The sequence below is a fragment of the Streptomyces sp. NPDC046379 genome, from assembly GCF_055587785.1.
Map to the genome: position 1 here is coordinate 60,858 of NZ_JBVJFP010000017.1, position 23,031 is coordinate 83,888.

Below are 23,031 nucleotides of genomic sequence, written 5' to 3' on the forward strand. Positions count from 1 at the left end.
GCCGCCGGACGGCGGTGCCCGTAATCGTTCAGAAGACGACGTGTGCGGGGGGCCAGAGATGGCGACGACGACCCACCGGTACGGCCACGTCCTGTGCGAGGGCACGGCGGAGGGAGCGGCACATCCGGACCGGGCCGTCGAGGCCCTGCTCTTCTTCAGACCGAGGTGAACCCGGCCGTCGCTGACCTCGTCGCGCCCGTCGCACAGGCCCTCGCCGCCTACCCGGGGACACTGGGCACCGAACCGGCCGGCGCCGCCGCGGCCCGGCGCCGCTTCACCGCCTTCGCCGCCAGCCTGGACCGCACGCCCCTGCCGCCTCGCGAGCGCCTGCAGACGGCCGCCGCCGGGGCCCTCCTCGCGGGCGACCTTCGAGAGGCGAGCGCACTTCTGGAGGAGCTCACCCTCATCCACCCGCGCGGCGCGCTTGCCCTCTTCGTGGGGCACCAGCTTGCGCGGAGTCGTCCGAGTGCGCGGTGCCGGCCTGGTCACGGCGGCTGCTGGAGAGGGCTTTGTGCCGGTGGTGAAAATGGCTTTTGAGTGCGTCGTGAGCCGTCGGTGAAGCCGTGGTGGAGACTCGCCTGCTGAGATTACCGGGTCGGTTGCTGCGGGTGTGGGCGGGCCTGTGCGGGTGACTTGGCGGGGGAGGGTTGGGAAACAGCCCTCGGGGTTCTTCGCCGTCGAGTGGTCGGCGGAGAACCCCTTAGAGCTCGTAACACGATCACGATCCGGGCTTCTTGAGGCGTGTCCACGCGCACACGGGCCGTTGGCAGTGCGCGCCCCGTAGACGCGATGTCCTTCGGGGCGCGCGGCAGGGGTTCGGGTTCAGGCGTTGTAGCCGCCGTGGGCATCCAGCACCGCGCCCGTGACGTACGATGCGGCGGGGCTCGCCAGGAAGGCGATCGCCGCGGCGATTTCGTCGGGGTGCCCTATGCGTTGCAAGGACAGCGAGCTGAGCAGGGCCTTGAGGGTGTCGGGGTCCGGCGGTTGCATGCCGCTGTCCATCAGCCCGGCTTCCACGACGTTGGCCGTGATGTCGCGAGGCCCGAGGTCCCGTGCGACCCCCATGGTGTACCTCTCGATGCCTGACTTGGTCGCCGCGTAGTCGGCGACGCCCGGGACGCCGACCCGGGAGCCCAGTCCGGAACTCACCGTGATGATGCGGCCGCCCGTGCGCAGCACTCGGGAGGCGGCCCGGATGACGGCGATCACGCCGAGGTAGTTGGTGGCGTGCATCCGGTCCAGTGCGGCGGTGTCGGCGTCCGGGTCGTCCACTGTGCCGGCGACGGAGATCGCCGCGTTGTTCACGAGGATGTCCAGGCCGCCGAAGTGAGCGACCACGTCGTCGATCAGCGCCGGCGCCCGGCTCGTGTCCGCCTGGTCGGACTTGAAGGCGACGGCCTTGGCTCCCTTGCCGTGCACCTCGTCGACGACGGCCTGCGCCTGCTCTTGGGAGCTGACGTAGGTGAAGGCGACGTCGGCGCCTTGCTCGGCCAGCAGCCGTACGGTCGCGGCTCCCAGTCCGCGCGATCCCCCCGTGACCAGGGCGACTTTGCCCGTGAGTGGCTTGCTCATTCTTCTCACCTCGTTGATTGATCTCTTCCGGCAGTCGCAACATTAATTGTTACGACAGACTGTCGCAACATTTACCGTTACGACTGCCGTAACATGAAGCGCTGTGGCTGAGAGGAGGAGCCCCATGAGCGCCAACAGCAGGCTGACCATCGCCGCCCACGCGCTGGCCTGGATCGGCCTCTACCAGCGCCAAGGCCATGAGGTCGCCACCTCCGAGCAGATCGCGACCAGCGCGAACACCAACCCCGTGGTGATCAGACGGCTGCTCGGCGAGCTGCGCAGGGCCGGGCTAGTGGAGTCCCGGCGGGGCGTGGGCGCGGGCTGGTCGCTGGCACGCGAGCTGGAGTCGATGACCCTGCTCGACGTGTACGAGGCAGTGGAATACGGCCCGCTGTTCGCAATGCACCGCACCACCCCGGACCAGGGATGCGTGGTGGGTCATGGCATCCAGCCGGCAATGCAGAGCATCTACGAGGGTATCGAGGAGACCGTGAGACACGAGCTGGCCCGCGTCACGCTCGCGGACGTACTCCGGGACGTACTCGCGGCACCTCGCTAGCCTCTCCGTTACGCCCTGACATCACCAAGATCCCCATCTAAGCCCTCTCCAGCGAACAGCCTGGCAACCGTCACGCCGAAGACCGTTGCAGTATCAGACTGTGTCCTGCGAGCTCATGACTTGGTCTCGTCGCAGTGCTCTGGTCCGGCGTGACCGATGTGACGATGTCGCCGTTCGGGAGGATGTGAGGACCCGGCCATGGATCGTGGACGACTACTTGTGGGCGCTGATCGAGCCGCTGCTGCCGCCCTGGGAGAAGTCGCCGGGCCCACGGCCGGTGGCGGACCGGCTGTGTCTGCAGGGCATCCTGTACGTTCTGCACAACGACATAGCCAGGCAACTCCTGCCGCTGGAACTGGGATTCGGTTCCGGGCAGACCTGTTGGCGGCGCCTGGAGCGGTGGCAGCAGGCCGAGGTCTTCGACCAACTGCACCGCATCCTGCTCGCCGAACTGAACGCGGCCGGCGAACTCGACTGGTCCCGCGCGTGCGTGGACGGCTCCCACTTCCGCGCGAAATGAGACGGCGCCGACACTGGTCCGTCGCCGGTCGACCGACGGAAGACGGGTAGTAAGCACCACCTGATCTGCGACGGACGCGGCACCCCGCTCAAGGTCATCCCACCGCGGCCAACGTCAACGACGTCACCCAGACCCTCGCCTTGGTCGACGGCTTCCCGCCCGTGGCCGGACGACGCGGACGCCCGCGCCGCCGCCCTGACTCGCTCCCCGGTGACAAGGGCTACGACTCCGACCCCAACAGCCGAGAGCTGCGCAAGCGGCGGATCTTGCCGGTCATCTCCCGCGAGGGCGCCCTGAACATCAAGGGTTTGGGCGAGTTCCGCTACGTCGTCGAGCACACTTTCGCCCTGCTCCACCAGTTCAAACGCCTTGCCGGCGTTGGGAACGCCGAACCGAACTCCACGATGCCTTCGTTACCGTGCACGCCAAGCTCAGGAGTACGGCCCTTGTCCCGGCGGCAGGGTCGGACCGTGCGAGGACTTCAATCAGCCAGCGATGCTGGTGCGTGCCGTCGCGTTGTCGCGGTGCATGATGTGGCCGGTGGCGGTGAACGCCTCATTGCCGACCAGCGGGCCCGTCCGGGTCTCCGTGACGGTGAATCCCTCGCCAGCGTAGAGCGCCTCGGCGGCTGGGTTGCCGTCGAGCACGGTGACTTCAACCGTCGGTCCGGCAGCGGCAACGGCGTGGCGCAGCAGTGCCCTACCGATCCCCTGCCGGTAACACTGCGGGTCGACGTACAGCCAGGTGACCTCGTCGTCGTCGAGCGCGACGAAACCGGCCACTCTCCCCTCGGTCTCTGCCACCCACAACTGGCCGTCGAACAGCCCTTCCTGCTCAGCAGTCTGCGCGAGCGTCAGGAACGCTTGGACGCCGACGGAGTTGCGCAACTCGTCAAGGCGCGCGGTATCGTGAATTCGCGCGATCGCGTCCCAGTCATCGTCGGTATATGGCCGAATGTCAATCTTCACGGGCGGCATGCGCGCAATTCTCACGGTCCACCCACAGCCGGTGCAACGCGTTTATGCCGCCACCGTGGCGGGAGCGGGACGGGCGGAGGTCCACCGCGTCTGCATCACCGTTCCAGCAGCCCGCGTAGACCACGATGGACACCGCCCAGGCCGTCGACGCTGGTGGCCTTCTCCACGACGTACGGCGTCAGGCTGACCGCTTCGAGCCCAAGGACGGGCCTTGTCGTGGATCAGGGCGCTGGCGTTGATGGGCTCAGGCTGTCCGTCGAGGCCCTCCGCCTCGACGTCCAGGAGTTTGGCCCGCAGCGTAGGGGGGCGCACATCGGCGAACGGGAGCCACTGCGCGTCGGCGACGTCTTCATCCTGCAGTGCCGGCGTCGGCGGCTGTGCGGCCTTGAGGTAGAAGACGAAGCGGAAATCGAACTGCTGGTGGCGGGCTCGCCATTGGCCGGGTTGGCATTGATGTCGTGGAGGTCCACGTCGATCGGCGCGTCGAGGAACTGCGGGATCAGGCAGAGGTCGCCGGGGCGGATCCCGGCCTCTTCGCACACTTCTCGCACGGCCGCGGCGAGGAGCGTACGGTCGCCCGCCTCCACTTGACCGCTGGGGGTGAGGTGCAGCCCGGTCGCCCGGTGGCGGCACGCGACGATCGCGGTCGATGATCACCGCACTGCAGGTGACGTGCGCGGGCAGCATGTCGCGGCTGAACGGCTTGCCGGCACCGTCGAGGGCGGCCAGCAGCCCGCCAGTGCCTCGCGTTGGAACCACAAGCAGGCTCTCCTCGCCGTGGCACGCGAACGGCCGCCCGCCGACCCGCCCCGGCTACCCGGGCCGCGGCGAGTGCACGGCGGCACCGGGCTAGGGTCCGTCTTGAAACGGATCTTGCCCAGAGCAGGATCGATGCGAGGGTGACCGCCGCTTCGTAGGAAGTGGCGGTCTTTTCGTATCTCGCGGCGACCCCGCGGAAGCCTTTGAGCCGGTTGAAACAGCGCTCGATTGTGTTGCGTCGTCGGTAGGTCTCCCGGTCGAACCCTGGCGGTCGGCCGCCGTGGCTCCCGCGCCTCAGCCGGTGCCGTCGCTGGTCGGTCTTCTCGGGGATGGTGTGCGCAATGCCGCGTTTTCGCAGGTAGGCACGGAAGCCGCGGGAGCTGTGAGCCTTGTCCGCGATGACCTGGTCGGGCCTGCAGCGCGGCCGGCCCGGGCCGGTGCGGGAAACGGATCCGTTTCAGAAGAGGCCGTGCGCAGACACTGTCGTGGCGCTGGCCGGGCGTCACCAGGATTGCGAGCGGGCGGCCCTTGCCGTCACAGGGGAGGTGGATTTTGGTGGTCAGTCCGCCGCGGGATCGGCCGAGGGCGTGATCGACCGGTTCGTCCGGCCGGTGCCGCCCCCCTTTTCGGCCGGCGGCGTGCTGGTGGGCGCGGACGATGGTGGAGTCGATCTGGACGACCCAGTCGATGTCGCCGGCCGCATAAGTCTGGGCCTGGATCTGCTGGAGGGCCTGGGTGAGGACGCCGCTCAACGCGTAGCGACGGCAGCGGGTGTAGACCGCTTGCCATGGCCCGTAGCGGTCGGGCAGGTCACGCCACGGCATGCCGGTGCGGATCTTGTAGATCATCCCGTTGACGACCCGCCGGTCATCCGCCCTCGGTCGGCCAGTCACGGCCCGCGGTATGAGCGGAGCGAGTAAATCCCACTCCGGATCGCTGAGTTCATGTCGGTGCATCCGACCATGACCTGCCAGGAGGTGATCTTTGCTGACGTGGCAGCAGGACCTGCACAATTACGGCATGACCAATACCGCCGAAGCAGCCTGGCACAAGATCCTGACCACTGCGGGCGAGCCTCGCCGACAGGAAGAATTCCCGCTTGCCGCTCCGTTTGCCGAGCTGGTGCTGGTGGCGCATGCCGAGCCGCTGCTTCGTCAGCTCTACCCCTGGACCGGTATGTGGGAGCTGCACTTCAGCAGGTGCACGGAGAACCGCCACACCTGGGACATCCCCTACATCGGCACACTGGGAGACGGCCGGTACTACGTCGAAGGGCCGAGCCGGACCAGCCCGCGGATCGCCGAGACGGACAGTGCGCAAGCTGCAGTAGCGATGGTCATTGATCGCCTGCCACCGCACTGCGGCCCGGCCTTCATCGGCAATGCAGAGGAACTGGCCGCCTACGAGAGGGCGCGGGACAGCAGGTAGAACGTTTGAAGACGGGCCCTAGTGCTGCAAGTCAGAAAGTTCGACCGGGAGACTACCGCCGGCGCAACCTCGTCGAACGCTGCTTCAACCGGCTCAAGGGCTTCCGCGGCATCGCGACCAGGTACGACAAGACCGCCACCTCATACGAGGCAGCGGTCAGTCTCGCGTCGCTCTTGCTCTGGGCAAGATCCGTTTGAAGACGGACCCTAGTGTTCCGCCCCGGCGAAGCGGTCCAGTCCGAGCACGGCGAGCAACCGCAGCTTCTCGTGGCTCTCGGTCCGAGGCGGAGCGGTCAGCACGAGGAGGGTCTGGGACTGGTCCTCGGTGAACAGGGCCTGGCAGTCCAGTTCGAGCGCTCCGAGTTCGGAATGGATGAGCGTCTTGTGGTCCTCGAAGCGCTGTGCCACCTCGTGTCGTTCCCACAGCTCGGCGAACTCCCCGCTCGTTTTCTGCAGGGTGCGCACGAGCTTGCCGGCCGGGGACCGCGGCCCTCGCAGCCCGTAGGCGGCACGCAGGCTCGCGACCTGGGCACGGCTGTGGCGGTCCCGGTCGGCCTCGGGGTAGCGCGATCGCTCCAGGGGATCGGTGAACCAGCGGTAGACCGCGCTGCGGGCGAGGCCCGTGTATCCCGACGCGTCGCCGAGCAGGGCGGCGGCCATCCTGTTCTGCACGAGCGTCTCCCCGAGGTCGGACAGGACGCACGCCGGGGTGTCGTCGAGGCGGTCCAGCACACGGAGTAGCGCGGGGGCGACGTGCACCGAGGACGACAGCGGCACCGGAGCGTTGTGCCCGGCGACCCGGTACAGGTAGTTGCGCTCGTCGCCGGTCAGCCGCAGGGCCCGGGCGAGCGACGCCAGTATGTGCTCGCTCGGCTGCGGACCGCGTTGCTGCTCAAGCCGCGTGTAGTAGTCGGTCGACATCACGGCGAGGGACGCGACCTCCTCGCGTCGCAGACCGGGGGCCCTGCGGCGTACGCCGACGGGCAGCCCCACGTCCTCGGGCTGGAGCGCCTCGCGGCGGCGGCGCAGGAAGTCTGCCAGTGCTGCACGGTCCATAGCTCGATTGTCGCCCGGTCACGGTGGGCGAGCCAGGGATCGCCGATCCCCCGATAACCGGTCTCTGCACCTGCGGCGCCGAAGCGGTGACAGTCGAGGCATGAACATCACCGGAAACACCGTCTTCATCCCCGGCGCCACCAGCGGCATCGGTCTCGCCCTCGCCCTCGAGCTGCGGGCCAGGGGCAACACCGTCATCGTAGGTGGCCGGCGCTCCGAGCTGCTGGACCGGATCGCGGACGAGCACCCCGGCATCGGCACGGTGCGGATCGACACCACGGACGCCGCGAGCATCGCCTCCGCCGCGAAGGAGGTCCTGTCGAACCACCCTGGCCTCAACGTCCTCGTCACGATGGCCGGCGTGATGAACATCGAGGACTGGCGCGATCCCGCGTCGTTCCTCGCCTCCGCGGAGTCTACGGTGACCACGAACGTACTCGGCCCGATCCGGCTCATCGCCGCGTTCGTGGAACACCTGCAGGCGCAGCCGGACGCCACGATCATGACCGTCTCCTCGGGCCTCGCGTTCACGCCGCTGAAGGTCACCCCGAGCTACAACGCGTCGAAGGCGGCGATCCACATGCTCAGCGAGTCACTCCGGCTGCAGTTCGCCAGCACCTCGGTCAAGGTCGTGGAACTCGTGCCGCCGGCCGTGCGCACCGCTCTGCTGCCGGGACACGAGGACAACGAACTCGCCATGCCGCTGGACGAGTTCGTGGCCGAGACCGTCGCTCTGCTGGAAACGCAACCCGACGCGAAGGAGATCCAGGTCCAGCGGGTGAAGTTCCTGCGCTACGGCGAGGCCCGCGGCGACTACGACCGGGTCGTCGCGACGATCAACGCCTCCGACCCGCACGGCAAGCAGCCCGGTGGGGTCTGACCTCCGACATGCCCCGGCCTTCGGCCGAGTCACCCGCCAGGACCACGGGCTCACGGGCCCGGTCCACCCGGTGCGGTACGCGCAGTCCACCGAACGAAGCAACTCCGCTTCGCCGTGGCGGTCTTGACGGACCGCGAGGCGTCCGCCGTACGGACGGTGCCCACGCCCGTCCGTACAGCGGGCACACCTGCGTGCGGCAAGCCGCCACATCACAGGCCACGAGGGCTTTGGCAGCCGCTGCAGGAACCCGGTGGGCGGTCCTCAGACGACGGGAGTCTTGGTGATCCTCAGGTCGTAGGCGAGGGCGTTGTCGCACTGAAGGGGTGCCCTCTCGCCGAAGGCCTTGATGGTGAGGCGAGTACTGATGTCCTGATGAGTCCCTGTCGTGACGATGCGATACCCCGCGTCGTACATCTCGTCGCTGTACGGCCTCGGTTCGCCAACAGGGGCGTAGCGACCGTGGACGACGGCACTGCTGGCGGACTCGACACGCCCGTCGACAGGCGAGACGGGCACCACGGTCCGGATCGAGCCATGACTGAAAAGCTTCACGGGCTGGGCGGCGCCCGCGTACTCCGACTCGGCGCTGCTGATCACCACTTGGGTGTGGTTGCCGTGCACGGAGTTGCTGTACAGCGACACATATACGGTGTCGTACCGCTCCAGCTGCGCGGTGCACTCCACCACATGCCCCTTTTCGTAGGTGGTCACCGGCTCGGTGCCCGAAGCCTGCGGCGCTGCCTGTGCGGCCCCCGTGAGGCCGAGTGAGAGGAGCGTCGCGCACGCCCCAGCCACTGCACGCATCCGGTTTCTGGTCATGAGCAACTCCCCCATAGTGTTGAACGCTTCACCCAGGTAGACGATCGGCGGGCCGTGAAGTTGTAGAGCAATGAGTACTCAACTTTGTAACGCGGCAGATAGACCGTGTCCTACGTGGTGAGGCGGATGAGCCGCTTGTAGCAGCAGAGGGAGGCGGCGAGGCCGAGAACGGCCAGGTAGTTGCGGGGATCGCGTTCGTAGCGAGGGTTGAGGCGGCGGTAGCCGGCTCCGCTCTGCCGCGACGCGACCGCAACCTCGTGCGCCGTGTCTTTCTTGGCCCGCACACGCAGGGGCAGCGGTTGTGCGGAGTGTCGGACACGGACGTCTTCGCCCGCATTTCGACGCGGCGGCTGCGCGCCGCCGCCGCCCGCTACCCCGACGATCCGGAGGTCGCCGAGCTGGTAGCCGAACTCCTGGACGGAAGCGAAGAGTTCACCCGCCGGTGGCAATCCCAAGACGTGTCCGCCGAGCTCACCCTGTGCAAGACCTTCCAGCACCCGCTGGTCGGCCCCGTCCGATGATGCGTCAGGCCATGAGGGAGCCGGAGACTGTCGCTTTGTTCGTCCGCGGCCCCCGCCGCACGACCGTCTGTGTTGCACGCTCGCCACGAAGCTGGACAACGAGCTCGTCGAGGTTGCTGACGAGAGACAGCTGAACAAGACGATCGCCTGTTACGGCCGCGCGTCGACCCGCGGTGACGACACGACACGGGTCGGTGACGGAACGGCTCGACTCATTTCAGATGGAGTTCCATCAGCCAGCAGAGCCCGACCCGGCTCGCCGGTCATGCCGGGCGCAGGGGTTCGGGCAGAGTGAGCGCCGCATGAGCCAGTTTTCCCTCCGTCGGGGGCATGGCGCTGAGGCTGCGCAGTCGTTCGTTGCGCTGCTCCAGGGCCTGGGCGGTGGTGGGGAAGAGGGTGGCGCCGCCCTGGCCGACCAGCTCCTGGTTGGCGGTCACGAACTGCCGGGTGTCGCGTTCGTAGGCGGCAAAGCCCGCACCGTGACCCCGGTCCACGAGGGAGCCGGCGAGCATGTACGCGCCGACGAGCGCGAGGCTGGTGCCCTGGCCGGTGAGGAATGAGGGCGCGTACGCGGCGTCGCCGACCAGCGCGACCCTGCCGCTGGACCAGCGGGGCATGCGGATCTGGCTGACCCCGTCGAAGAACAGGTCCTCCGCCTCGCGCAGGGCGGCCAGCATGCCCGGGACCTCCCAGCCCGCGTTGGCGAAGGCCTCGGCGACCAGGTCGCGTTGGGCCTGCGGGTCCCGGAAAGCGTCCATGGGCGGCTCCGGCCGGGCGAAGTTCAGGAAGGCGTGTACCTCGTCGTCGTCCCCCACGGCGTAGAGTGCCGCGGCCCTGCCCGGGGCGTTCCACATGACGGTCTCGTGGGAGAGCCCGAAGGTGTTGCGCATGGTGAACACAGCGAAGCAGTAGCCGAGGTAGCGGTGGAACTGCTTTTCGGGGCCGAACAGCATCTCCCGGGTGCGCGAGTGCATGCCGTCCGCACCGAACACCATGTCGAACGTACGGCTGCCGCCCCCGCGGAAGGTGACGTCGACCCCGTGGTCGCTCTGGTCGAGGGTGTCGATGGAGTCGTTGAACAGGAACTCCACATCGTCACGGACCGCCGTGTACAGCGCTTCCGTCAGATCTCCGCGCCGTACCTCCAGGTCCCGTCCCGCGACGCCGCCGGTGACGGCATGCGGGTGCAGGGAAGTCACCTCGCTGCCCTCCGAGTCGAGAAAGGTCAGCCGCCGCAGGTCGATGTGCGCCTCCCGCAGCCGCGGCAGGATCCCCATTCTCCGGACGACTTCCCGTGCGGTGCCGCGCACGTCGATGGGATAGCCGCCCCCACGCAGGGTGGGCGCTTTCTCCACGACCGTGACCGCGTATCCGTAGCGGTTCAGCCAGAACGCGAGGGCGGGCCCCGCGATGCTGGCCCCGGATATCAGGACCTTGCGCTTCGGCGTGCTGCGGACATCCGTCCCCTGATCGGTGAGCGTCATGCCTTGACTCCTTTGGTCATGGTGCGAGTGACGAACAGGGCCAGCGACGTGATGACGCCGGCTATGACGAAGCCGGTGACGTAGGCCGATTCGGCCGCGACCTCAGACCCGGAAGGGGTTGCGGCAGTGAGGAGCGCACCACCGAGCTGCCCGCCCACGGCGTAGCCGAGTACGCGGCTCACCAGGATCAGGCTGGTGGCGATGCCGGTGTCCTTGGCATCGACGGCCGTGGCGGTGCTGGTCATCATCGCCGTGACGCACAGGCCGTTGGCCAGCGCGATCAGCGCCTTGCCGACGACGAGGTGCCAGACCTCGGTGTGCACGGACGCCAGGACGACCAGGGAGACGGCCATCATGACGACCCCGGTGTTGACCACGGCACGCGGGCCGAAACGCCGGTCCCCGATCCCGCCGAGCGGCCCGGCCAGCGTCGCGGCGACGGCGCCGGGCAGCAGGAAGAAGCCGATCTCGGTGGCGCTGGCGCTGAATCCGTACCCGTCGCCGCGCTCGTCGAGCAGCTGCGGAACGAGATAGACCGCCATCGAGGTGCCGAGGCAGATCACGAATGTCAGCGCACACGCCTTCCAGATCGCGGGTCGTGCCAGCATGTGCAGATCGATCATCGGAGAGGCCGCACGCCGTTCGACGGACACCCAACCGGTGACGAAGACGGCCAGAAACAGGACGAGGGCGCCGAACACGAGTGGTTGCGAGGCCGCTTCGGGCGCCAGCGCGAGTACGAGCATGAGCGTGACCAGCATCCCGCTCAGGAGCAGCAGGCCGGGCCAGTCGATGCCGGCGTCGTCCGACCCGCCCGGCTGATCGGACGGCATGAGCCTGTCCACAAGCAGGGTGGACCCGATGACCGCGATCGTGGGCAGCGCGAACATCCAGTGCCGGGAAAGCTCTTCCGCCACCGGCCCGGCCGACAGCATGCCGACCATCCCTCCCCCGACGAAGAGTCCGCTGACCACCCCGATGGCGACCTTCGACTCTCCCGGGGGCAGGTTTTTGCGCACGACGATGAACGACAGGGGAAGCGCGCCCACCATCGCCCCTTGCAGCACCTGCCCGAGCAGCAACACGGGCAGGTTCGGGGCCAGGGCGGACACCGTGCCGCCGACCGCGACGACTGCCATCAGCCGGATCAGGACCCGTTTCCCGCCGTAGCGGTCGCCGAACTTGCCTGCCAACGGTGTGATGAGTGCCCCGGTGATGAGGAGCACGATGCTGAGCAGCGCCCCTTCGGACTGGCTCATGTCCAGTTCGCGTTCCAAAAGCGGGATCGTCGGTGACACCACCGACTCCAGAGCGCCGGTGGACAGTGCCAGTAAACCGAGGGCTCCGACAGCGGCCTTCCCGATGGGGACCGGGGGAGCCAGGGTTGTGGTCATGAGGGTCCTTTCCGTCATTGCCGGGTGAGGAAGGGGGCAACGGGGCGCGCACGGCATGTGGCGCTGCCGCCCCGATGGGTTAGGACCAGCGGCGCAGCGTGGCCCGGGCCGGCAGCGTGACCGCCAGCTGGGCCAGGCCGCCGACGGCGACCGCGAAGCATCCGTACACCAGCGGGGGCACGTACGGCATGTCACCGGTCACGCCGCTCATCATCGGGATCAGCGTGGCCGCGGCGATCGCGGAGCCGAGGACCAGGCCCACCACGGCGACCAGCAGGCCCTCCCAGCGGAGCATCGTCATCACCTGACGCCGGGTGGAGCCGACCAGACGCAGCATGCCCAGCTCGCGGCGGCGGTCCAGGACCGTCATCACCAGGGTGTTGACCGCGGCGACGGCGGCGAACCCGCCGAGGACCGCGGCCATGGTGTTGTTCATCCAGGCGCCCAGCTTCGCGTCGCGGTCCTGCTCGGTGGCGTGGCCGGAGGCGTCGATGACCTCGCCCAGGGCGGTGAGCGACTTCTCCGAGCCGCCCCGTACCAGCAGCGTGCTGTCGAAGCCCGAGGTGACGTGCCCGGTCAGGGACGCCCGGTCCATGGTCACCGTGGCCAGGCCGAGGCCGCGGCCGTAGACGGCGACGATCTCGGGGCTGACCTCCGTCCCGTCGGGGAGGTGGAGCGGGAGCCGGTCGCCCACACCGGCGTCCGCCGAGGTCGCCAGGGTCTTGTCGATGGCGATACGCCCCTCGCCGAGCCGGTCGAGGCTGCCGTCGCGTACGTCCAGGTCCTGCACCTTCGCCAGCTCGGCGCCAGAGCCGGTGACGCCCTGGGTGGCCGCGCCCTGAAGCGACTTGAACTCGCCGGAGCCGGTCGGCACCAGCACCTGTGTGTTCAGCAGCCCGACGGCCGCCTCCACGCCCGGCGCGCGGGCGGCGCGTGCCGCCGCGTCTACCGGGAGCCCGGCCGGGTCCGTCACCACGTGGTCCGCGGTGATGCCCGCGCGCAGCTGCTTGTCGGCGGCGTGGGTCTCGCTCGTGTGCATGAACACGAGAGTCGAGGAGAAGGCCACGGCGAGCACGATCGGGGTGATCGCGGAGGCGAGGCGGCGGGCGTTGGCACGGGAGTTGGCGGCCGCGAGCTCGGCGGACGGGCCCGCGCCGCGCAGCGGGAGGCCGAACAGGCCGGCGCACAGCCGTGCCACCAGCGGGCCGAGCAGCCCGACGGCGAGCATGAAGAGCAGGACGACGCCGAGGGCGGCGCCGGCCGCGTCGTCTCCGGCGGAGCGGGCGGACACGCCGGTGAGGATCGTGCCTCCGACGAGGGCGCCGACGCCGAGGAGGATACGGACCAGACCGGGCCGCAGCCGCTCCACCGACGCGTCCGACAGCGCCTGTCCGGGCTTGATTTTCGCGGGCCGGTGCCCGGCCATCCAGCCTGCGCCGAGCGCGGTGAGCAGCCCCATGACGACGGCGGCGAGCAGCGCAAGCCCGGAGACGTGCAGGTTTACGGCGCGCGGGATGGCGCCCCGGTCCTGGAGCTGCCCGAACCACCAGTGGGCGAGCCCGATGCCGGGCAGGCAACCGATGATCCCGGCGAGCGGCGCGACGAGCAGTGCTTCGGAGGCGACCGCGCGGCGGACCTGCCGCGGGGTGGCGCCGACGGCGCGCAGCAGGGCGAACTCGCGGGCCCGCTGACTGACCGAGAGCGCGACGGTTCCGGCGGCCGTGAAGACCGCGACGATTGCGGCGATGGCGCCAAAGGAGCCGCCGATTCCGAAGAGCGTCACCTTGGCGTACCCGAGACCCGGGTCCTCGACGGCACCGCGGTCGTCGCCGGTGTGGACCTGGACGCCTGAGCCGGCCAGGGCTTGCTTCACGGCGCCGGCGAGGGCGTCGGCGTCGGTACCGTCCTCCGCCAGCACGACGACGGCGTCGGCCTTGCCGGGATGCCCGGCGAGCATGGGGGCCTGGGTGTCGGCGAACCAGGTCAGGGCACCCGCGTCGCCAAAGCCGCGGGCGGTCTCCGCAGGGCCGGCCTCGGCGACGCCGGCGACGCGGAAGTCCTGCCGGCCGGCGGCGGTCTCCAGTACGACGGTGTCGCCGACCGCGGCGTGCGCGGCGCGGGCCGTTCCCGCGTCGAGGACGACTTCCCCCTCGCGTGGTGCGGAGCCGGTGGTCAGCGAGGTGCCGGTGAAGGTGTGCGAGCCCCATCCGTGCCCGGTGAGCACACCCCCCGGAACAGGCAGTGCACGGGCGTCGGCGTCCGTCGCGCGCACCGGGAAGGTGAAGTCCGCGACGGCGGTGACCGCACCCGGTGCCCCGGCGGCCTTCGCAGCCAGCCCGGCGTCCATCCGTGCCGTGTCCGGCAGGGGCGTCGCCTCCTTTTCGCGGTCCTCGCCGCTGCCGGTGACGACGTACGTGTTCTGGTCCGCCGCCGCGACGACCGGCGCGTTCGCGTACCGTTCGGGCGGTACGGAGGCGCGCAGGCTGGTTTCGAGCAGGATTCCGCAGGCCGAGACGATCAGTGCGGACATCAGCAGCGCGAAGAAGGTCCCCGCGAAGGACGCGGGCTTGAAGCGAACGGCCTCACGGGCGAGTCCGTTGGGGCGCCTCATGCCGCCACCCCCGTCATCGCACCGGAGCGGGAGGCGCGCGAGGTGAGCACGGCCATCCGTGCCGCGATCTGCTCCGCCGAACCGCGCTCCAGGTGGTCGGCGAAGGCGCCGTCGGCGAGGAACAGCACACGGTCGGCCCAGGCGGCCGCGGCCGGGTCGTGGGTGACCATGACAACGGTGGCACCCAGAGCGTCCACCGCGTTGCGCAGCAGGCCGAGGACCTCGGCGGCGGTGCCGGTGTCGAGGGCGCCGGTGGGTTCGTCCGCGAAGATCACGTCGGGGCTGGTGACCAGGGCGCGGGCGACGGCCACGCGTTGCTGCTGACCGCCGGAGAGCTCTCCGGGCCGGCGCTTCGCCTTGTCGGCGAGTCCGACCTGGGCGAGCACCGCCTGCGCCTGGCGCCGGTCCTGGCGCTGCCCGGCCAGGCGCATGGGCAGCAGCACGTTCTGTTCCACGGTCAGCGACGGCAGCAGGTTGAACGCTTGGAAGACGAAGCCGAGGCTGCTGCGGCGCAGCTCGGTGAGCTCGTTTTCGCTCATGCCGGTGATCTCCGTGCCGCCGAGGCGCACGGATCCCGCCGTCGGCCGGTCGAGCCCGGCAGCGCACTGCAGGAAGGTGGACTTGCCGGACCCGGACGGGCCCATGACCGCGGTGAACGTGCCTCGCGGCAGGGCGAGGTCGATGCCCGCGAGGGCGTGCACCGTGCCCGGCCCGCGGCCGTACTGCCGCCACACGTCGCGGAGTTCGACGGCGAGACCGGGTGTGGCGGCCGCAACCTCGGGCCGGTTGTCCGCCTTCTGCCGCCTGCCCCTGCGTAGCCTCATGTCCTGTCTCCCTCTCCCGTGCACTTTGTGTGACGGGTGAAGAGTGCGGAGACGGCCGAGTGCCGGGCGTCATACCGGGGAGCCAATGTGGGGGTGCTACCGCGGTAGGGGGTGGAGGAGGGGCCGGGGGCCTAGTCGCCCGGAGCGACCAGCCCCGACTCGTAGGCGAAGACCACCGCCTGGGCGCGGTCGCGCAGGCCAAGCTTGGTCAGGACGCGGCTGACGTGCGTCTTCACCGTCTGCTCAGCCAGCACCAGCGTCTGCGCGATCTCCCTGTTCGACTGCCCGCGGGCCACCAGCGTGAGGACCTCGGTCTCGCGTTCCGTCAGGCCTTTGAGCCGCAGCGCGGGCTTGCCGCGGGCGGCGGGACGCTGCTTGGCGAAGTCCGCGATGAGGCGGCGCGTCACGGAAGGGGCGAGCAGCGCGTCACCCGAGGCCACGACGCGGACCGCCGCGATGAGGTCGGCCGGCGGCGCATCCTTGAGGAGGAACCCGCTCGCGCCCGCCCGGAGCGCCTCGTAGACGTAGTCGTCGACGTCGAAGGTGGTGAGCATCAGGACGCGCGGCCGGTGTGTCACACCGGGTGCCGGCTCCAGGAGGCGGCGTGCGGCCTCCAGCCCGTCCATCTCGGGCATCCGCACGTCCATCAGCACGACGTCCGGGTGGGTACGCCGGCTCAGCTCGACGCCCTGCGCGCCGTCGGGGGCCTCGCCCACCACGTCGATGTCGCTCTGGGCGGCCAGCAGGGCGGCGAAGCCGGCCCGCACCATGGCCTGGTCGTCGACGATGATGACGCGCGTCGTCACGTGAAGTCCTTTTCAGTCACGGAAGTTCAGGGGAAGTCGGGCGGCGACCCGGAAGCCGCCGTCCGGCAGCGGCCCGGTGTCGAGGCTGCCGCCGACGAGCCGCACCCGCTCGCGCATGCCGACGAGGCCGTGCCCGGTGCCGCCCACCTCGAGCGGCCCGTTGGGCGGCTGGGGCGGCGGTCCGTTGACGATCAGGACGGTGAGCCGCGCACCGTCCCGCGGATCGGACTCCGTCACCGACAGCGACACCTGTGTGCGGGCACCCGGCGCGTGCCGGACGACGTTCGAAAGAGCCTCCTGGACGATCCGGTACGCGGACAGGCCGACCGCCTCGGGCACCTCGACGTCGCAGGGGGTGAACTCCACCGGCCCGCGGGCCCTCGCCGTCACTTCCACCAGCTGCCCGATCTGCGCCAGGCCCGGCTGGGGCACGAGCTCGCCGTGCGCCTCCTCGTTGCGCAGCACGCCGAGGAGCCGTCGCATTTCGCCGAGCGACTCGCGCGCGGTCGCCGCGATGGACGTGAACTCCTTGCGCACGTCCGGCGGCAGCCTGTCGAGGCGGTACTCCGCGGTGTCCGCCTGCACCGTGATGACGGACATGTGGTGTGCCACCACGTCGTGCAGCTCGCGGGCGATCCGGGCGCGCTCCTCCAGCAGCGTCCGCCGGCCACGTTCGGCCTCGCTGATCGTCTCCTGCTCGACCAGCCTGCGCTGCACCTCGGACCGCTCGCGCAGCGCACCGCCCAGCAGGAGCGCGACGCCCCCGAGGATGGTGAACAGCAGGCCCATGGCGCCGAAGCCATGGGGCGCGACGAACCCCAGGGCCACGTTCGCGGCGGCCGTGGCCAGCCACACCAGCAGCAGTGTCCGGCGCCGCTCGAGCAGCCCCAGGGCGAAGCAGATGCCGACGTACCCGACGATCTCCATGGGCGGGAATGGCCACAGCAGCCGCTCCGGGAAGTCGACGGTGAGCAGGGCGAGCGCCCCGGCGACGTCCGCGACGAAGACCACGTACCAGGCCTGCAGCGGCCGTACGACGGCGAGCAGCAGCGGCGCGGCCTGCGCGATGGCCAACCCGCCGGCGACGCCTCCGGTCAGGCCGTAGTCGGCGGTGAGGACCACGATGGTCGTGGGCAGCAGGGCGACGCACAGCACGAATGCCGCGGCCCCCGGCAGCAGCCGCACCCATCGCTGCGAAGCCCTCGCGAGCAGTGCGCGCGTGCGTTCCTCCCCCACTGAGGTCATGGGCACCAGCCTATGTGCGCCGCGACGGCGTCCGCAGTGGCGCAAGGCGTCGGCTCCTCATATGTCGGCCAGGTCGTGCCGTGGGTGAGCAGCTGCGCGGTGGCAAACGAGTTTGTCTCGTTTTCGGGCAGCATCTGGCGGGTTACATGGGTTTCATGAATACATTGCGGGCGTTCGGGCGGGTGGCCTCAGTGGTGCAGGGCGTTTTGCCGTCTGGGACGGGGCCCGGCCGGATTCTGTCGGCCATGGACCGGCTCGAGCGCTACCCGGGAGCCGACGGGCTCATCGACGAAGTACGGCGGGCCGTGCGAGCAGTCCCCCTTGGACGTGGCCGGGACTTCTTGCACGGGCGCTGGCTGGGACACCCGATCCACCCGCTGATGGTCCAGGTTCCCATCGGTACCTGGCTTTCGGCGGCTGTACTGGACCTGCTACCCGGGTCACGGCGGCACGCGCGCGCCCTGGTGGGGGTGGGTCTGGCGGCTGCGCTTCCCGCTGCGGTGGCCGGCTGGAACGACTGGGCCGAGCTGCGCCGTCCACACATGCGCGTCGGCTTGGTCCACGCTGCGACCAACCTCAGTGCAGTCGCGCTCTATGCGGGCTCGTTCGCCGCCCGGTCTCAGGGGCGTGTTCGCCTGGGCAAGGCGCTGGGGTTCGCCGGGCTGTCAGCCATCGGCATCGGCGGCGCTGTGGGCGGTCACATGGCCTACCGGCAGGCATCCGGCGCGAACCATGCCGAGCAGGTCCCTTATCTCGTGAAGCCTGGCTGGCACAGGCTTGGCGCTGTGGCCGATATCCCGGTGGGCGAGCCCGTTCGCCGTCGTGTCAACGAGGTGCCGGTCGTCGTTGTCCGTGAGGTCGGCGGGAGTGTCCATGTGCTGGCCGACCAGTGCAGCCACATGGCCGGCCCGCTGTCGGAGGGCGAGGTCCACGACGGATGCATCCGCTGCCCCTGGCACGGCAGTGTTTTCCGGTTGTCGGACGGCTGGAACGTCGGCGGCCCGGCGACCGCGCCGCAGCCCGCCTTCGACACCCGCATCGTCGGCGGACACCTGGAAGCACGGCTGGCAGACGCGGAGAAAGCCGGTCCCGGCACAGGAGACCGCCCCGCAGACGAGCACCCCACGGGCAACGACGTCGCAGCGAGCTGAGTGCTGCGGGCAACAACGCAGCGCCGCAAGTGGTGGGCAACGCGATCGGAGCGACTGACGTCGTGGAAACCGCCATCAACATCCATCGGCCGCGGGTCGACAGGAGTAGGCCGGTCCCCAGTCGTCAGTGCCAACTCGGCGCCGACGTCGTACCGCACCAACGACCAGGCAAGCCGCCAGCACTGCCACCCCTGCTACCGCCACCGTCCGGCTGCGCGGCGCGCGGGAGCCGACGGCGAAAGGACACGGACCCGGTCGAGCGCGCTGAGCGGAACACCAGCCAATGCGTTGACGGGAGGTCGACGTGACACCGCTGAGTGCGGGTGGGATCGACGTTTCAACTCATCAGCGTAGGCGCCTCGTTGGTTCCCTATCCTGCCGCACCCGACCTCCCGCACGCCCTGGTCGAGTGGGTAACCATGCTCATCGTCACCGTGAGGGTGACCGCCGGTGCATGCTCCTGCCTCACCAGCGTGCTCTCGTCGGCCTGGTCTACCTTCGCCGGCACGACACGCTCGCGCAGATCGCCGCCGACTTCAGAACGCCAGGAGCGTACCCGTCCTCGCCGACCGCGCCTACATCGGGGCCAGCTGGCGTAGCTGAAAAGTTCTCTGATCACGACGAGTTCGACGCCCCGTTCCAGCAGCAGGGTGATGGTGGAGTGGCGGAGGTCGTGGCAGCGAATGCGGAGGAGCGTGGCGAAGACGCGGGTGAGATTGGTCGGGTCGATCGCTCTGCCCTGCGCGGTGGTGGACGCGGCGGGTGGGGAGGGTGATGCGGCGTTCGGAGGCCCGTGTTTTGGTGGCAGCGTGGTGAGTCCGCCAGGGTTGGTGCGTTGGGGGGTTCGGCGGATGGCGGCGGTGCCTGCGTCGAGAGCCAGGCACTCCACGGGTCGGCGGCGTTCTGGCACACGCATTCGGACGTCGGACTGGCTCACGAAGCGCCTGTGACCCGTCTGCCCCGGCTGTGCAGAGCGGGCCAAGGGCCTGCTGACCTGACGTCTCCTCGCCAACATGCAGCGATACAAGGTGTCCGGCTTAATAAGCTCTTGCCGGGTTGTCCGGATGCCGTACGGTCTGGAGCATCGGTCACGCGGAAAGCTCTGCCGGTTTCATGGGTGTTCCCTATCCGGTGGACAGGCGGAGCTGAGGCGGGGGTCACGCTGCAAATGGAGGTCACATCGTCCGTGGGGAGCGTGTGGCCCGTGACGGTGGTGAGTCCGGCGAAAAGGGGGAGACGTATGTTCGTTCACTCTGATCGTTTACCGCTTGCTCCTGCGGTCCCGCAGGGAAGGATCACTCCGAAGCCGTGGGGGATCAGCCGTATGGCGGCCTACCCGACGATGGCTCCCGGGTATGCCAGGGTCGAACTGGATCCGACCACGCAGGCCGCCGTCTATTTCGACTTCACCGGTCAGGTTATGGAGATGCCGGGACACGGCACCAGCACGGGCACGAGCCCTGCCACGGGGACCAGCCCCGACGGTAACGGCTCCACGCAGGACAGCGACACGGGCAGTGACGCCGACCAGTGAGTGACCCAGGTCCGGTGCTGGTCGTCACCAGCCTGCACGATCCCACCGCCGACGTGGTGATCCGCGAACTGCACGACCGGGACGTCCCGGTCGTGCGACTGGATCCAAGTGACTTCCCTGCGTCGCTGTCGGTGGAAGCCGAAATCAGCGGTCACGGTATGCGCGGCCACCTTCACACGCCGTCCCGTACCGCGGATCTGGCCAACGTACGTGCCCTGTACTACCGCCGCCCGACCGGCTTCGCCTTCCCGCACCTTGACGAGCAGGATGCCCGGTTCGCCCTCACTCAGGCCAGGTACGGGCTCGGCGGAGTTCTCGCGTCACTGCCCGGCTGCCTCTACGTCAACCACCCGCACCGCATCGGCGACGCCGAGTTCAAGCCCTCCGGACTGGCGGCAGCGGTGGACGCCGGCTTCCAGGTGCCTCCCACACTCGTCACCTCCCGTCCGGACGCCGCCAAAGCGTTCATCAAGCGGCACGGATCAGTCGTCTACAAGCCGCTGCACAACCCGGTGTACCTGGTCGACGGCGTCTCCCACGTCGTCAGGATCGCCGAGGTGACCGCCGAGGACATCGACGACGATGTGGCCGGCACCGTGCACCTGTTCCAAAAGCGCGTGGCCAAGACGGCGGACGTGCGCGTCACCGTCATTGGCTCTCACATCTTCTGTGTCCGCATCGACTCCGACCTCCTGGACTGGCGCACCGACTACAGCCGCCTGTCCTACAGCCCGGTGAAGCCGCCCCGAGGAATCGAACACAGACTCCGCCGGTACATGCACCATTTCGGGCTTGTGTTCGGCGCCTTCGACTTCTGCGTAGGCGAAGACGGCACGTGGTGGTTCCTGGAATGCAATCCCTCCGGCCAATGGTACTGGCTGGAACCTGAAACCGGTCTGCCGATGTGCGCGGCCCTGGCAGACCTACTGGAGAGGAAAACGTGAACGACCAGGACCACCTCAGCAAACAACTCATCGGCGTGCTGACAGCCAACGGCGTCCTGCGCACGCACGCATGGAGCCGCGCCGCCGAAGCGGTCCCCCGACACGAATTCCTCCGCGGCGGGTTCTTTCGCCGGGTGGACAACACGGTGCCGACGGCGTGGGCACCTGTTTTAGAAGGGGAAGCCGGCTGGCTCGAAGCCTGCTATACGGACGAGTCCTTGGTGACCCAGATTGCAGGCACCATCGTGCCAAGAGACATCCGCGGTCACATCATGCGCCAGCCAACCAGTTCCAGCACCCTCCCCTCCCTCGTCCTGCGCATGCTGGAAGACCTGCACGTCGAACCGGGAAACCGGGTCCTGGAAATCGGAACGGGCACCGGCTACTCAACGGCACTGCTCTGCGCACGACTGGGCGAGCAGAACGTCACCTCGATCGAGTACGACGAAGACGTGGCCGCGCAAGCACGAACGGCCCTCGGACGGCTGGGCTTTTACCCCATGCTTGTCAGCGGCGACGGCCTGCTCGGTTATGACGACGGGGCACCGTACGACAGAACCATCGCCACGTGCGGCGTGCACACAGTGCCCTCTGCCTGGATCGAACAGACCCGGCCCGGTGGACTGATCCTGACGCCTGTCGGCGGATGGCTCAACGCCTGCGAACTCGCACAACTGACGGTCCACGACGACGGCAGCGCTTCCGGCCCGCTCCTGAGCGGCCACGTGAGTTTCATGCTGGCCCGACCACACCTGCCGCGTCCGCTCGGACTGCTTCCCGACCTCAGCGCGGGCAAAGAACGCGAGACCACCACAGGGGCCGATGCCTTGAACGACTGGACAGCCCGCTTCATCCTCCAATGCGCCGTGCCGCGTGCACAGCAACTGACCGTGGAACGCGACGGCCACACCGAACACGTACTGATCGACGTCGAGTCCAGTTCATGGGCTGCCCTCCACGAGGACAACGGCCGCTGGGTTGTACGACAGGACGGCCCCGACGCCCTCTGGGATGCGGCCGAAGAACACCTCGGCCGCTGGCACGCCGTTGGCAAACCTGCGGTGGAGACGTTCACGCTTACCGTCACCCCCGATGGCAGGCAAACCGTCCACTGGTGAACGACTTGCCCGCTCGACCACCACGACATGGTCGTACTCCGGTCCCTTGGCGGTGGAGGCCGGCACTACGGTGAGGCGGGCTCGGGGAGTGGGGCCCAGGTGGTGGTGACCACAGCCACCTGGGCCCCCGGCGGCGGCGTGCTGGGCAAGCACGCCGCCGGCGAGGAGGGACTCGTCATCCGGGTGAGCGAAGACACGAGCAGACTGGGCAACACGCGGCATCCCCCAGGACGGTGCCCTGTCCGGCCGGACAGGGGCAGAGGATGGACGGGCGTCCTGCGACCGAGATGCTTACTCGGCGGACGAGCGCAGTAGTTGGCGGATCTTGCTTCCGTAATGCCGTGTTGTTGAGCCGTGACACGCTAGTTGGAACCTGGCCGGGAGAACTCCAACCAGTGCGGTCGGCGCCGCTCAGGCCCTGTCCGGTCGGTCTTGCCGGACAGGGCCTGAGCGACGGTGGCGTCGATCCGGGGCCGGTCGGCCGGTGTGACACCGGCGGGTTCCCCGGAGTTTGCCCCCGACACTGCCCCTGTGGTCCTTGCGCGGCCCACGGCATCCGCCGTAGACCGGCATGGACACACAGCGACCGCGGTGCGAACCGCCTGTCCAGGAGGTGGATGTGCACGCGCATGGCCCGAAACCGCGGAGCGAGTCCGAGCGCCGCGACCGCGGCCGATCGACCGCACGGCGGCAGTCCGCGCCGCCGGACCCCCGCTCGCTCGCCGCGCTGCAGCGCAGCATCGGCAACGCGGCCGTCGTCCGACTGGTCGGGCGGCACCTGGAGCCGGAGGAGGCACCGGTCCAGCGCTCGACGGTCCACCAGGTACTGC

At 69.3% G+C, this 23,031-nt stretch carries 19 protein-coding genes and 7 pseudogenes; 12 read left to right on the plus strand and 14 right to left on the minus strand.

Annotated features, from left to right (window positions below; genetic code table 11):
- Positions 1-822: 822 nt before the first annotated feature.
- Entirely contained in the window at positions 823-1,572 is a 750-nt protein-coding gene (locus tag ACZ6KF_RS26835) for an SDR family NAD(P)-dependent oxidoreductase (protein ID WP_469240698.1), read from the minus strand.
- A 124-nt stretch (positions 1,573-1,696) separates the two neighbouring features.
- Between ACZ6KF_RS26835 and ACZ6KF_RS26840 the strand changes: the two genes are divergently transcribed.
- A complete protein-coding gene (locus tag ACZ6KF_RS26840; protein ID WP_356634671.1) occupies positions 1,697-2,131 on the plus strand; it encodes an Rrf2 family transcriptional regulator in 435 nt (144 codons plus the stop codon).
- 115 nt (positions 2,132-2,246) lie between these two features.
- Positions 2,247-3,066, plus strand: a pseudogene (locus tag ACZ6KF_RS26845) (IS5 family transposase); the annotation flags it as partial.
- A gap of 70 nt (positions 3,067-3,136) precedes the next feature.
- Here ACZ6KF_RS26845 and ACZ6KF_RS26850 read toward each other — a convergent pair.
- From ACZ6KF_RS26850 to ACZ6KF_RS26860, 3 genes and pseudogenes are all read right to left on the minus strand, one after another.
- Positions 3,137-3,628: a GNAT family N-acetyltransferase gene (locus tag ACZ6KF_RS26850; protein ID WP_469240700.1), complete on the minus strand. Its 492-nt coding sequence runs from the start codon at positions 3,626-3,628 to the stop codon at positions 3,137-3,139.
- A 221-nt stretch (positions 3,629-3,849) separates the two neighbouring features.
- Positions 3,850-4,215 carry an NUDIX hydrolase gene (locus tag ACZ6KF_RS26855; protein WP_356634667.1) on the minus strand — a complete coding sequence of 122 codons (366 nt, stop codon included), beginning with the start codon at positions 4,213-4,215 and terminating at the stop codon, positions 3,850-3,852.
- 281 nt (positions 4,216-4,496) lie between these two features.
- A pseudogene (locus tag ACZ6KF_RS26860) lies at positions 4,497-5,343 on the minus strand (IS5 family transposase); the annotation flags it as partial.
- Positions 5,344-5,371: 28 nt separating this feature from the next.
- On the opposite strand from ACZ6KF_RS26860, the gene ACZ6KF_RS26865 reads away from it, so the two are divergent.
- Together ACZ6KF_RS26865 and ACZ6KF_RS26870 are read left to right on the plus strand one after the other, a co-directional pair.
- Complete coding sequence (locus ACZ6KF_RS26865; RefSeq protein ID WP_469240702.1) at positions 5,372-5,815, plus strand: DUF6193 family natural product biosynthesis protein; 444 nt, start codon at positions 5,372-5,374, stop codon at positions 5,813-5,815.
- A 5-nt stretch (positions 5,816-5,820) separates the two neighbouring features.
- Positions 5,821-6,012 carry a transposase gene (locus tag ACZ6KF_RS26870; RefSeq protein ID WP_469240704.1) on the plus strand — a complete coding sequence of 64 codons (192 nt, stop codon included), beginning with the start codon at positions 5,821-5,823 and terminating at the stop codon, positions 6,010-6,012.
- A 9-nt stretch (positions 6,013-6,021) separates the two neighbouring features.
- Here the strand turns inward: ACZ6KF_RS26870 and ACZ6KF_RS26875 are convergent, their stop codons facing one another.
- Positions 6,022-6,870, minus strand: coding sequence for a helix-turn-helix transcriptional regulator (locus ACZ6KF_RS26875; RefSeq protein ID WP_469160948.1), 849 nt, complete (start codon positions 6,868-6,870; stop codon positions 6,022-6,024).
- A gap of 100 nt (positions 6,871-6,970) precedes the next feature.
- Here ACZ6KF_RS26875 and ACZ6KF_RS26880 point away from each other — a divergent pair, with 100 nt between their 5' ends.
- Complete coding sequence (locus ACZ6KF_RS26880; protein WP_469240706.1) at positions 6,971-7,750, plus strand: SDR family oxidoreductase; 780 nt, start codon at positions 6,971-6,973, stop codon at positions 7,748-7,750.
- Between the two features lie 261 nt (positions 7,751-8,011).
- On the opposite strand, the gene ACZ6KF_RS26885 is transcribed toward ACZ6KF_RS26880, so the two are convergent.
- Together ACZ6KF_RS26885 and ACZ6KF_RS26890 are read right to left on the minus strand one after the other, a co-directional pair.
- Positions 8,012-8,569 carry a hypothetical protein gene (locus ACZ6KF_RS26885; protein ID WP_469240708.1) on the minus strand — a complete coding sequence of 186 codons (558 nt, stop codon included), beginning with the start codon at positions 8,567-8,569 and terminating at the stop codon, positions 8,012-8,014.
- Between the two features lie 110 nt (positions 8,570-8,679).
- Positions 8,680-8,796 (minus strand): annotated as a pseudogene (locus tag ACZ6KF_RS26890) (IS5/IS1182 family transposase); the annotation flags it as partial.
- On the opposite strand from ACZ6KF_RS26890, the pseudogene ACZ6KF_RS26895 reads away from it, so the two are divergent.
- A pseudogene (locus ACZ6KF_RS26895) lies at positions 8,797-9,084 on the plus strand (MmyB family transcriptional regulator); the annotation flags it as partial. It lies immediately after the preceding pseudogene.
- 70 nt (positions 9,085-9,154) lie between these two features.
- Positions 9,155-9,250 (plus strand): annotated as a pseudogene (locus ACZ6KF_RS26900) (IS21-like element helper ATPase IstB); the annotation flags it as partial.
- 103 nt (positions 9,251-9,353) lie between these two features.
- Here the strand turns inward: ACZ6KF_RS26900 and ACZ6KF_RS26905 are convergent.
- The 6 genes from ACZ6KF_RS26905 to ACZ6KF_RS26930 all read right to left on the minus strand — a co-directional run bounded on the left by ACZ6KF_RS26905 (position 9,354) and on the right by ACZ6KF_RS26930 (position 17,454).
- Complete coding sequence (locus tag ACZ6KF_RS26905; RefSeq protein ID WP_469240710.1) at positions 9,354-10,574, minus strand: FAD-dependent monooxygenase; 1,221 nt, start codon at positions 10,572-10,574, stop codon at positions 9,354-9,356.
- The gene (locus ACZ6KF_RS26910) at positions 10,571-11,968 is read right to left on the minus strand and encodes an MFS transporter (RefSeq protein ID WP_469240712.1); all 1,398 of its coding nucleotides are present in this window, start codon (positions 11,966-11,968) and stop codon (positions 10,571-10,573) included. The genes ACZ6KF_RS26905 and ACZ6KF_RS26910 overlap by 4 nt, the downstream gene beginning before the upstream one ends.
- Positions 11,969-12,047: 79 nt before the next feature.
- Positions 12,048-14,579: an ABC transporter permease gene (locus ACZ6KF_RS26915; protein WP_469240714.1), complete on the minus strand. Its 2,532-nt coding sequence runs from the start codon at positions 14,577-14,579 to the stop codon at positions 12,048-12,050.
- A complete protein-coding gene (locus ACZ6KF_RS26920; RefSeq protein WP_469240716.1) occupies positions 14,576-15,403 on the minus strand; it encodes an ABC transporter ATP-binding protein in 828 nt (275 codons plus the stop codon). Before ACZ6KF_RS26920 ends, ACZ6KF_RS26915 begins: the two co-directional genes overlap by 4 nt.
- Before the next feature lie 131 nt (positions 15,404-15,534).
- Positions 15,535-16,209, minus strand: a complete 675-nt coding sequence (locus ACZ6KF_RS26925; protein ID WP_356634907.1) for a response regulator transcription factor — start codon at positions 16,207-16,209, stop codon at positions 15,535-15,537.
- Positions 16,210-16,221: 12 nt separating this feature from the next.
- Positions 16,222-17,454, minus strand: coding sequence for a sensor histidine kinase (locus ACZ6KF_RS26930; RefSeq protein ID WP_469240718.1), 1,233 nt, complete (start codon positions 17,452-17,454; stop codon positions 16,222-16,224).
- Between the two features lie 245 nt (positions 17,455-17,699).
- Between ACZ6KF_RS26930 and ACZ6KF_RS26935 the strand changes: the two genes are divergently transcribed.
- Both ACZ6KF_RS26935 and ACZ6KF_RS26940 read left to right on the plus strand, forming a co-directional pair.
- On the plus strand, positions 17,700-18,605 hold the full coding sequence (locus ACZ6KF_RS26935) for a Rieske (2Fe-2S) protein (protein WP_469160356.1): 906 nt from the start codon (positions 17,700-17,702) through the stop codon (positions 18,603-18,605).
- A gap of 362 nt (positions 18,606-18,967) precedes the next feature.
- Positions 18,968-19,143 (plus strand): annotated as a pseudogene (locus ACZ6KF_RS26940) (IS5/IS1182 family transposase); the annotation flags it as partial.
- A gap of 54 nt (positions 19,144-19,197) precedes the next feature.
- Here the strand turns inward: ACZ6KF_RS26940 and ACZ6KF_RS26945 are convergent.
- Positions 19,198-19,491: pseudogene (locus tag ACZ6KF_RS26945) on the minus strand (site-specific integrase); the annotation flags it as partial.
- A 354-nt stretch (positions 19,492-19,845) separates the two neighbouring features.
- On the opposite strand from ACZ6KF_RS26945, the gene tgmA reads away from it, so the two are divergent.
- The 3 genes from tgmA to tgmC are packed head-to-tail and all read left to right on the plus strand — an operon-like array spanning position 19,846 to position 22,201.
- Positions 19,846-20,139, plus strand: a complete 294-nt coding sequence (gene tgmA, locus ACZ6KF_RS26950; RefSeq protein WP_469160357.1) for a putative ATP-grasp-modified RiPP — start codon at positions 19,846-19,848, stop codon at positions 20,137-20,139.
- Positions 20,136-21,083 carry an ATP-grasp ribosomal peptide maturase gene (tgmB, locus tag ACZ6KF_RS26955; protein ID WP_469240720.1) on the plus strand — a complete coding sequence of 316 codons (948 nt, stop codon included), beginning with the start codon at positions 20,136-20,138 and terminating at the stop codon, positions 21,081-21,083. Before tgmA ends, tgmB begins: the two co-directional genes overlap by 4 nt.
- A complete protein-coding gene (gene tgmC, locus ACZ6KF_RS26960) occupies positions 21,080-22,201 on the plus strand; it encodes an ATP-grasp peptide maturase system methyltransferase (protein ID WP_469240722.1) in 1,122 nt (373 codons plus the stop codon). The genes tgmB and tgmC overlap by 4 nt, the downstream gene beginning before the upstream one ends.
- The last annotated feature ends 830 nt before the right edge of the window (positions 22,202-23,031 follow it).

What these genes read in the sequence shown, in the direction of transcription:
- ACZ6KF_RS26885 (WP_469240708.1), bottom strand. Translation starts at nt 8,569, where the DNA reads ATGACCAGAAACCGGATGCGTGCAGTGGCTGGGGCGTGCGCGACGCTC.
- ACZ6KF_RS26905 (WP_469240710.1), bottom strand. Translation starts at nt 10,574, where the DNA reads ATGACGCTCACCGATCAGGGGACGGATGTCCGCAGCACGCCGAAGCGC.
- ACZ6KF_RS26910 (WP_469240712.1), bottom strand. Translation starts at nt 11,968, where the DNA reads ATGACCACAACCCTGGCTCCCCCGGTCCCCATCGGGAAGGCCGCTGTC.
- ACZ6KF_RS26840 (WP_356634671.1), top strand. Translation starts at nt 1,697, where the DNA reads ATGAGCGCCAACAGCAGGCTGACCATCGCCGCCCACGCGCTGGCCTGG.
- ACZ6KF_RS26875 (WP_469160948.1), bottom strand. Translation starts at nt 6,870, where the DNA reads ATGGACCGTGCAGCACTGGCAGACTTCCTGCGCCGCCGCCGCGAGGCG.
- ACZ6KF_RS26835 (WP_469240698.1), bottom strand. Translation starts at nt 1,572, where the DNA reads ATGAGCAAGCCACTCACGGGCAAAGTCGCCCTGGTCACGGGGGGATCG.
- ACZ6KF_RS26880 (WP_469240706.1), top strand. Translation starts at nt 6,971, where the DNA reads ATGAACATCACCGGAAACACCGTCTTCATCCCCGGCGCCACCAGCGGC.
- tgmA (WP_469160357.1), top strand. Translation starts at nt 19,846, where the DNA reads ATGTTCGTTCACTCTGATCGTTTACCGCTTGCTCCTGCGGTCCCGCAG.
- ACZ6KF_RS26850 (WP_469240700.1), bottom strand. Translation starts at nt 3,628, where the DNA reads ATGCCGCCCGTGAAGATTGACATTCGGCCATATACCGACGATGACTGG.
- ACZ6KF_RS26930 (WP_469240718.1), bottom strand. Translation starts at nt 17,454, where the DNA reads ATGACCTCAGTGGGGGAGGAACGCACGCGCGCACTGCTCGCGAGGGCT.
- ACZ6KF_RS26915 (WP_469240714.1), bottom strand. Translation starts at nt 14,579, where the DNA reads ATGAGGCGCCCCAACGGACTCGCCCGTGAGGCCGTTCGCTTCAAGCCC.
- ACZ6KF_RS26920 (WP_469240716.1), bottom strand. Translation starts at nt 15,403, where the DNA reads ATGAGGCTACGCAGGGGCAGGCGGCAGAAGGCGGACAACCGGCCCGAG.
- ACZ6KF_RS26935 (WP_469160356.1), top strand. Translation starts at nt 17,700, where the DNA reads ATGGACCGGCTCGAGCGCTACCCGGGAGCCGACGGGCTCATCGACGAA.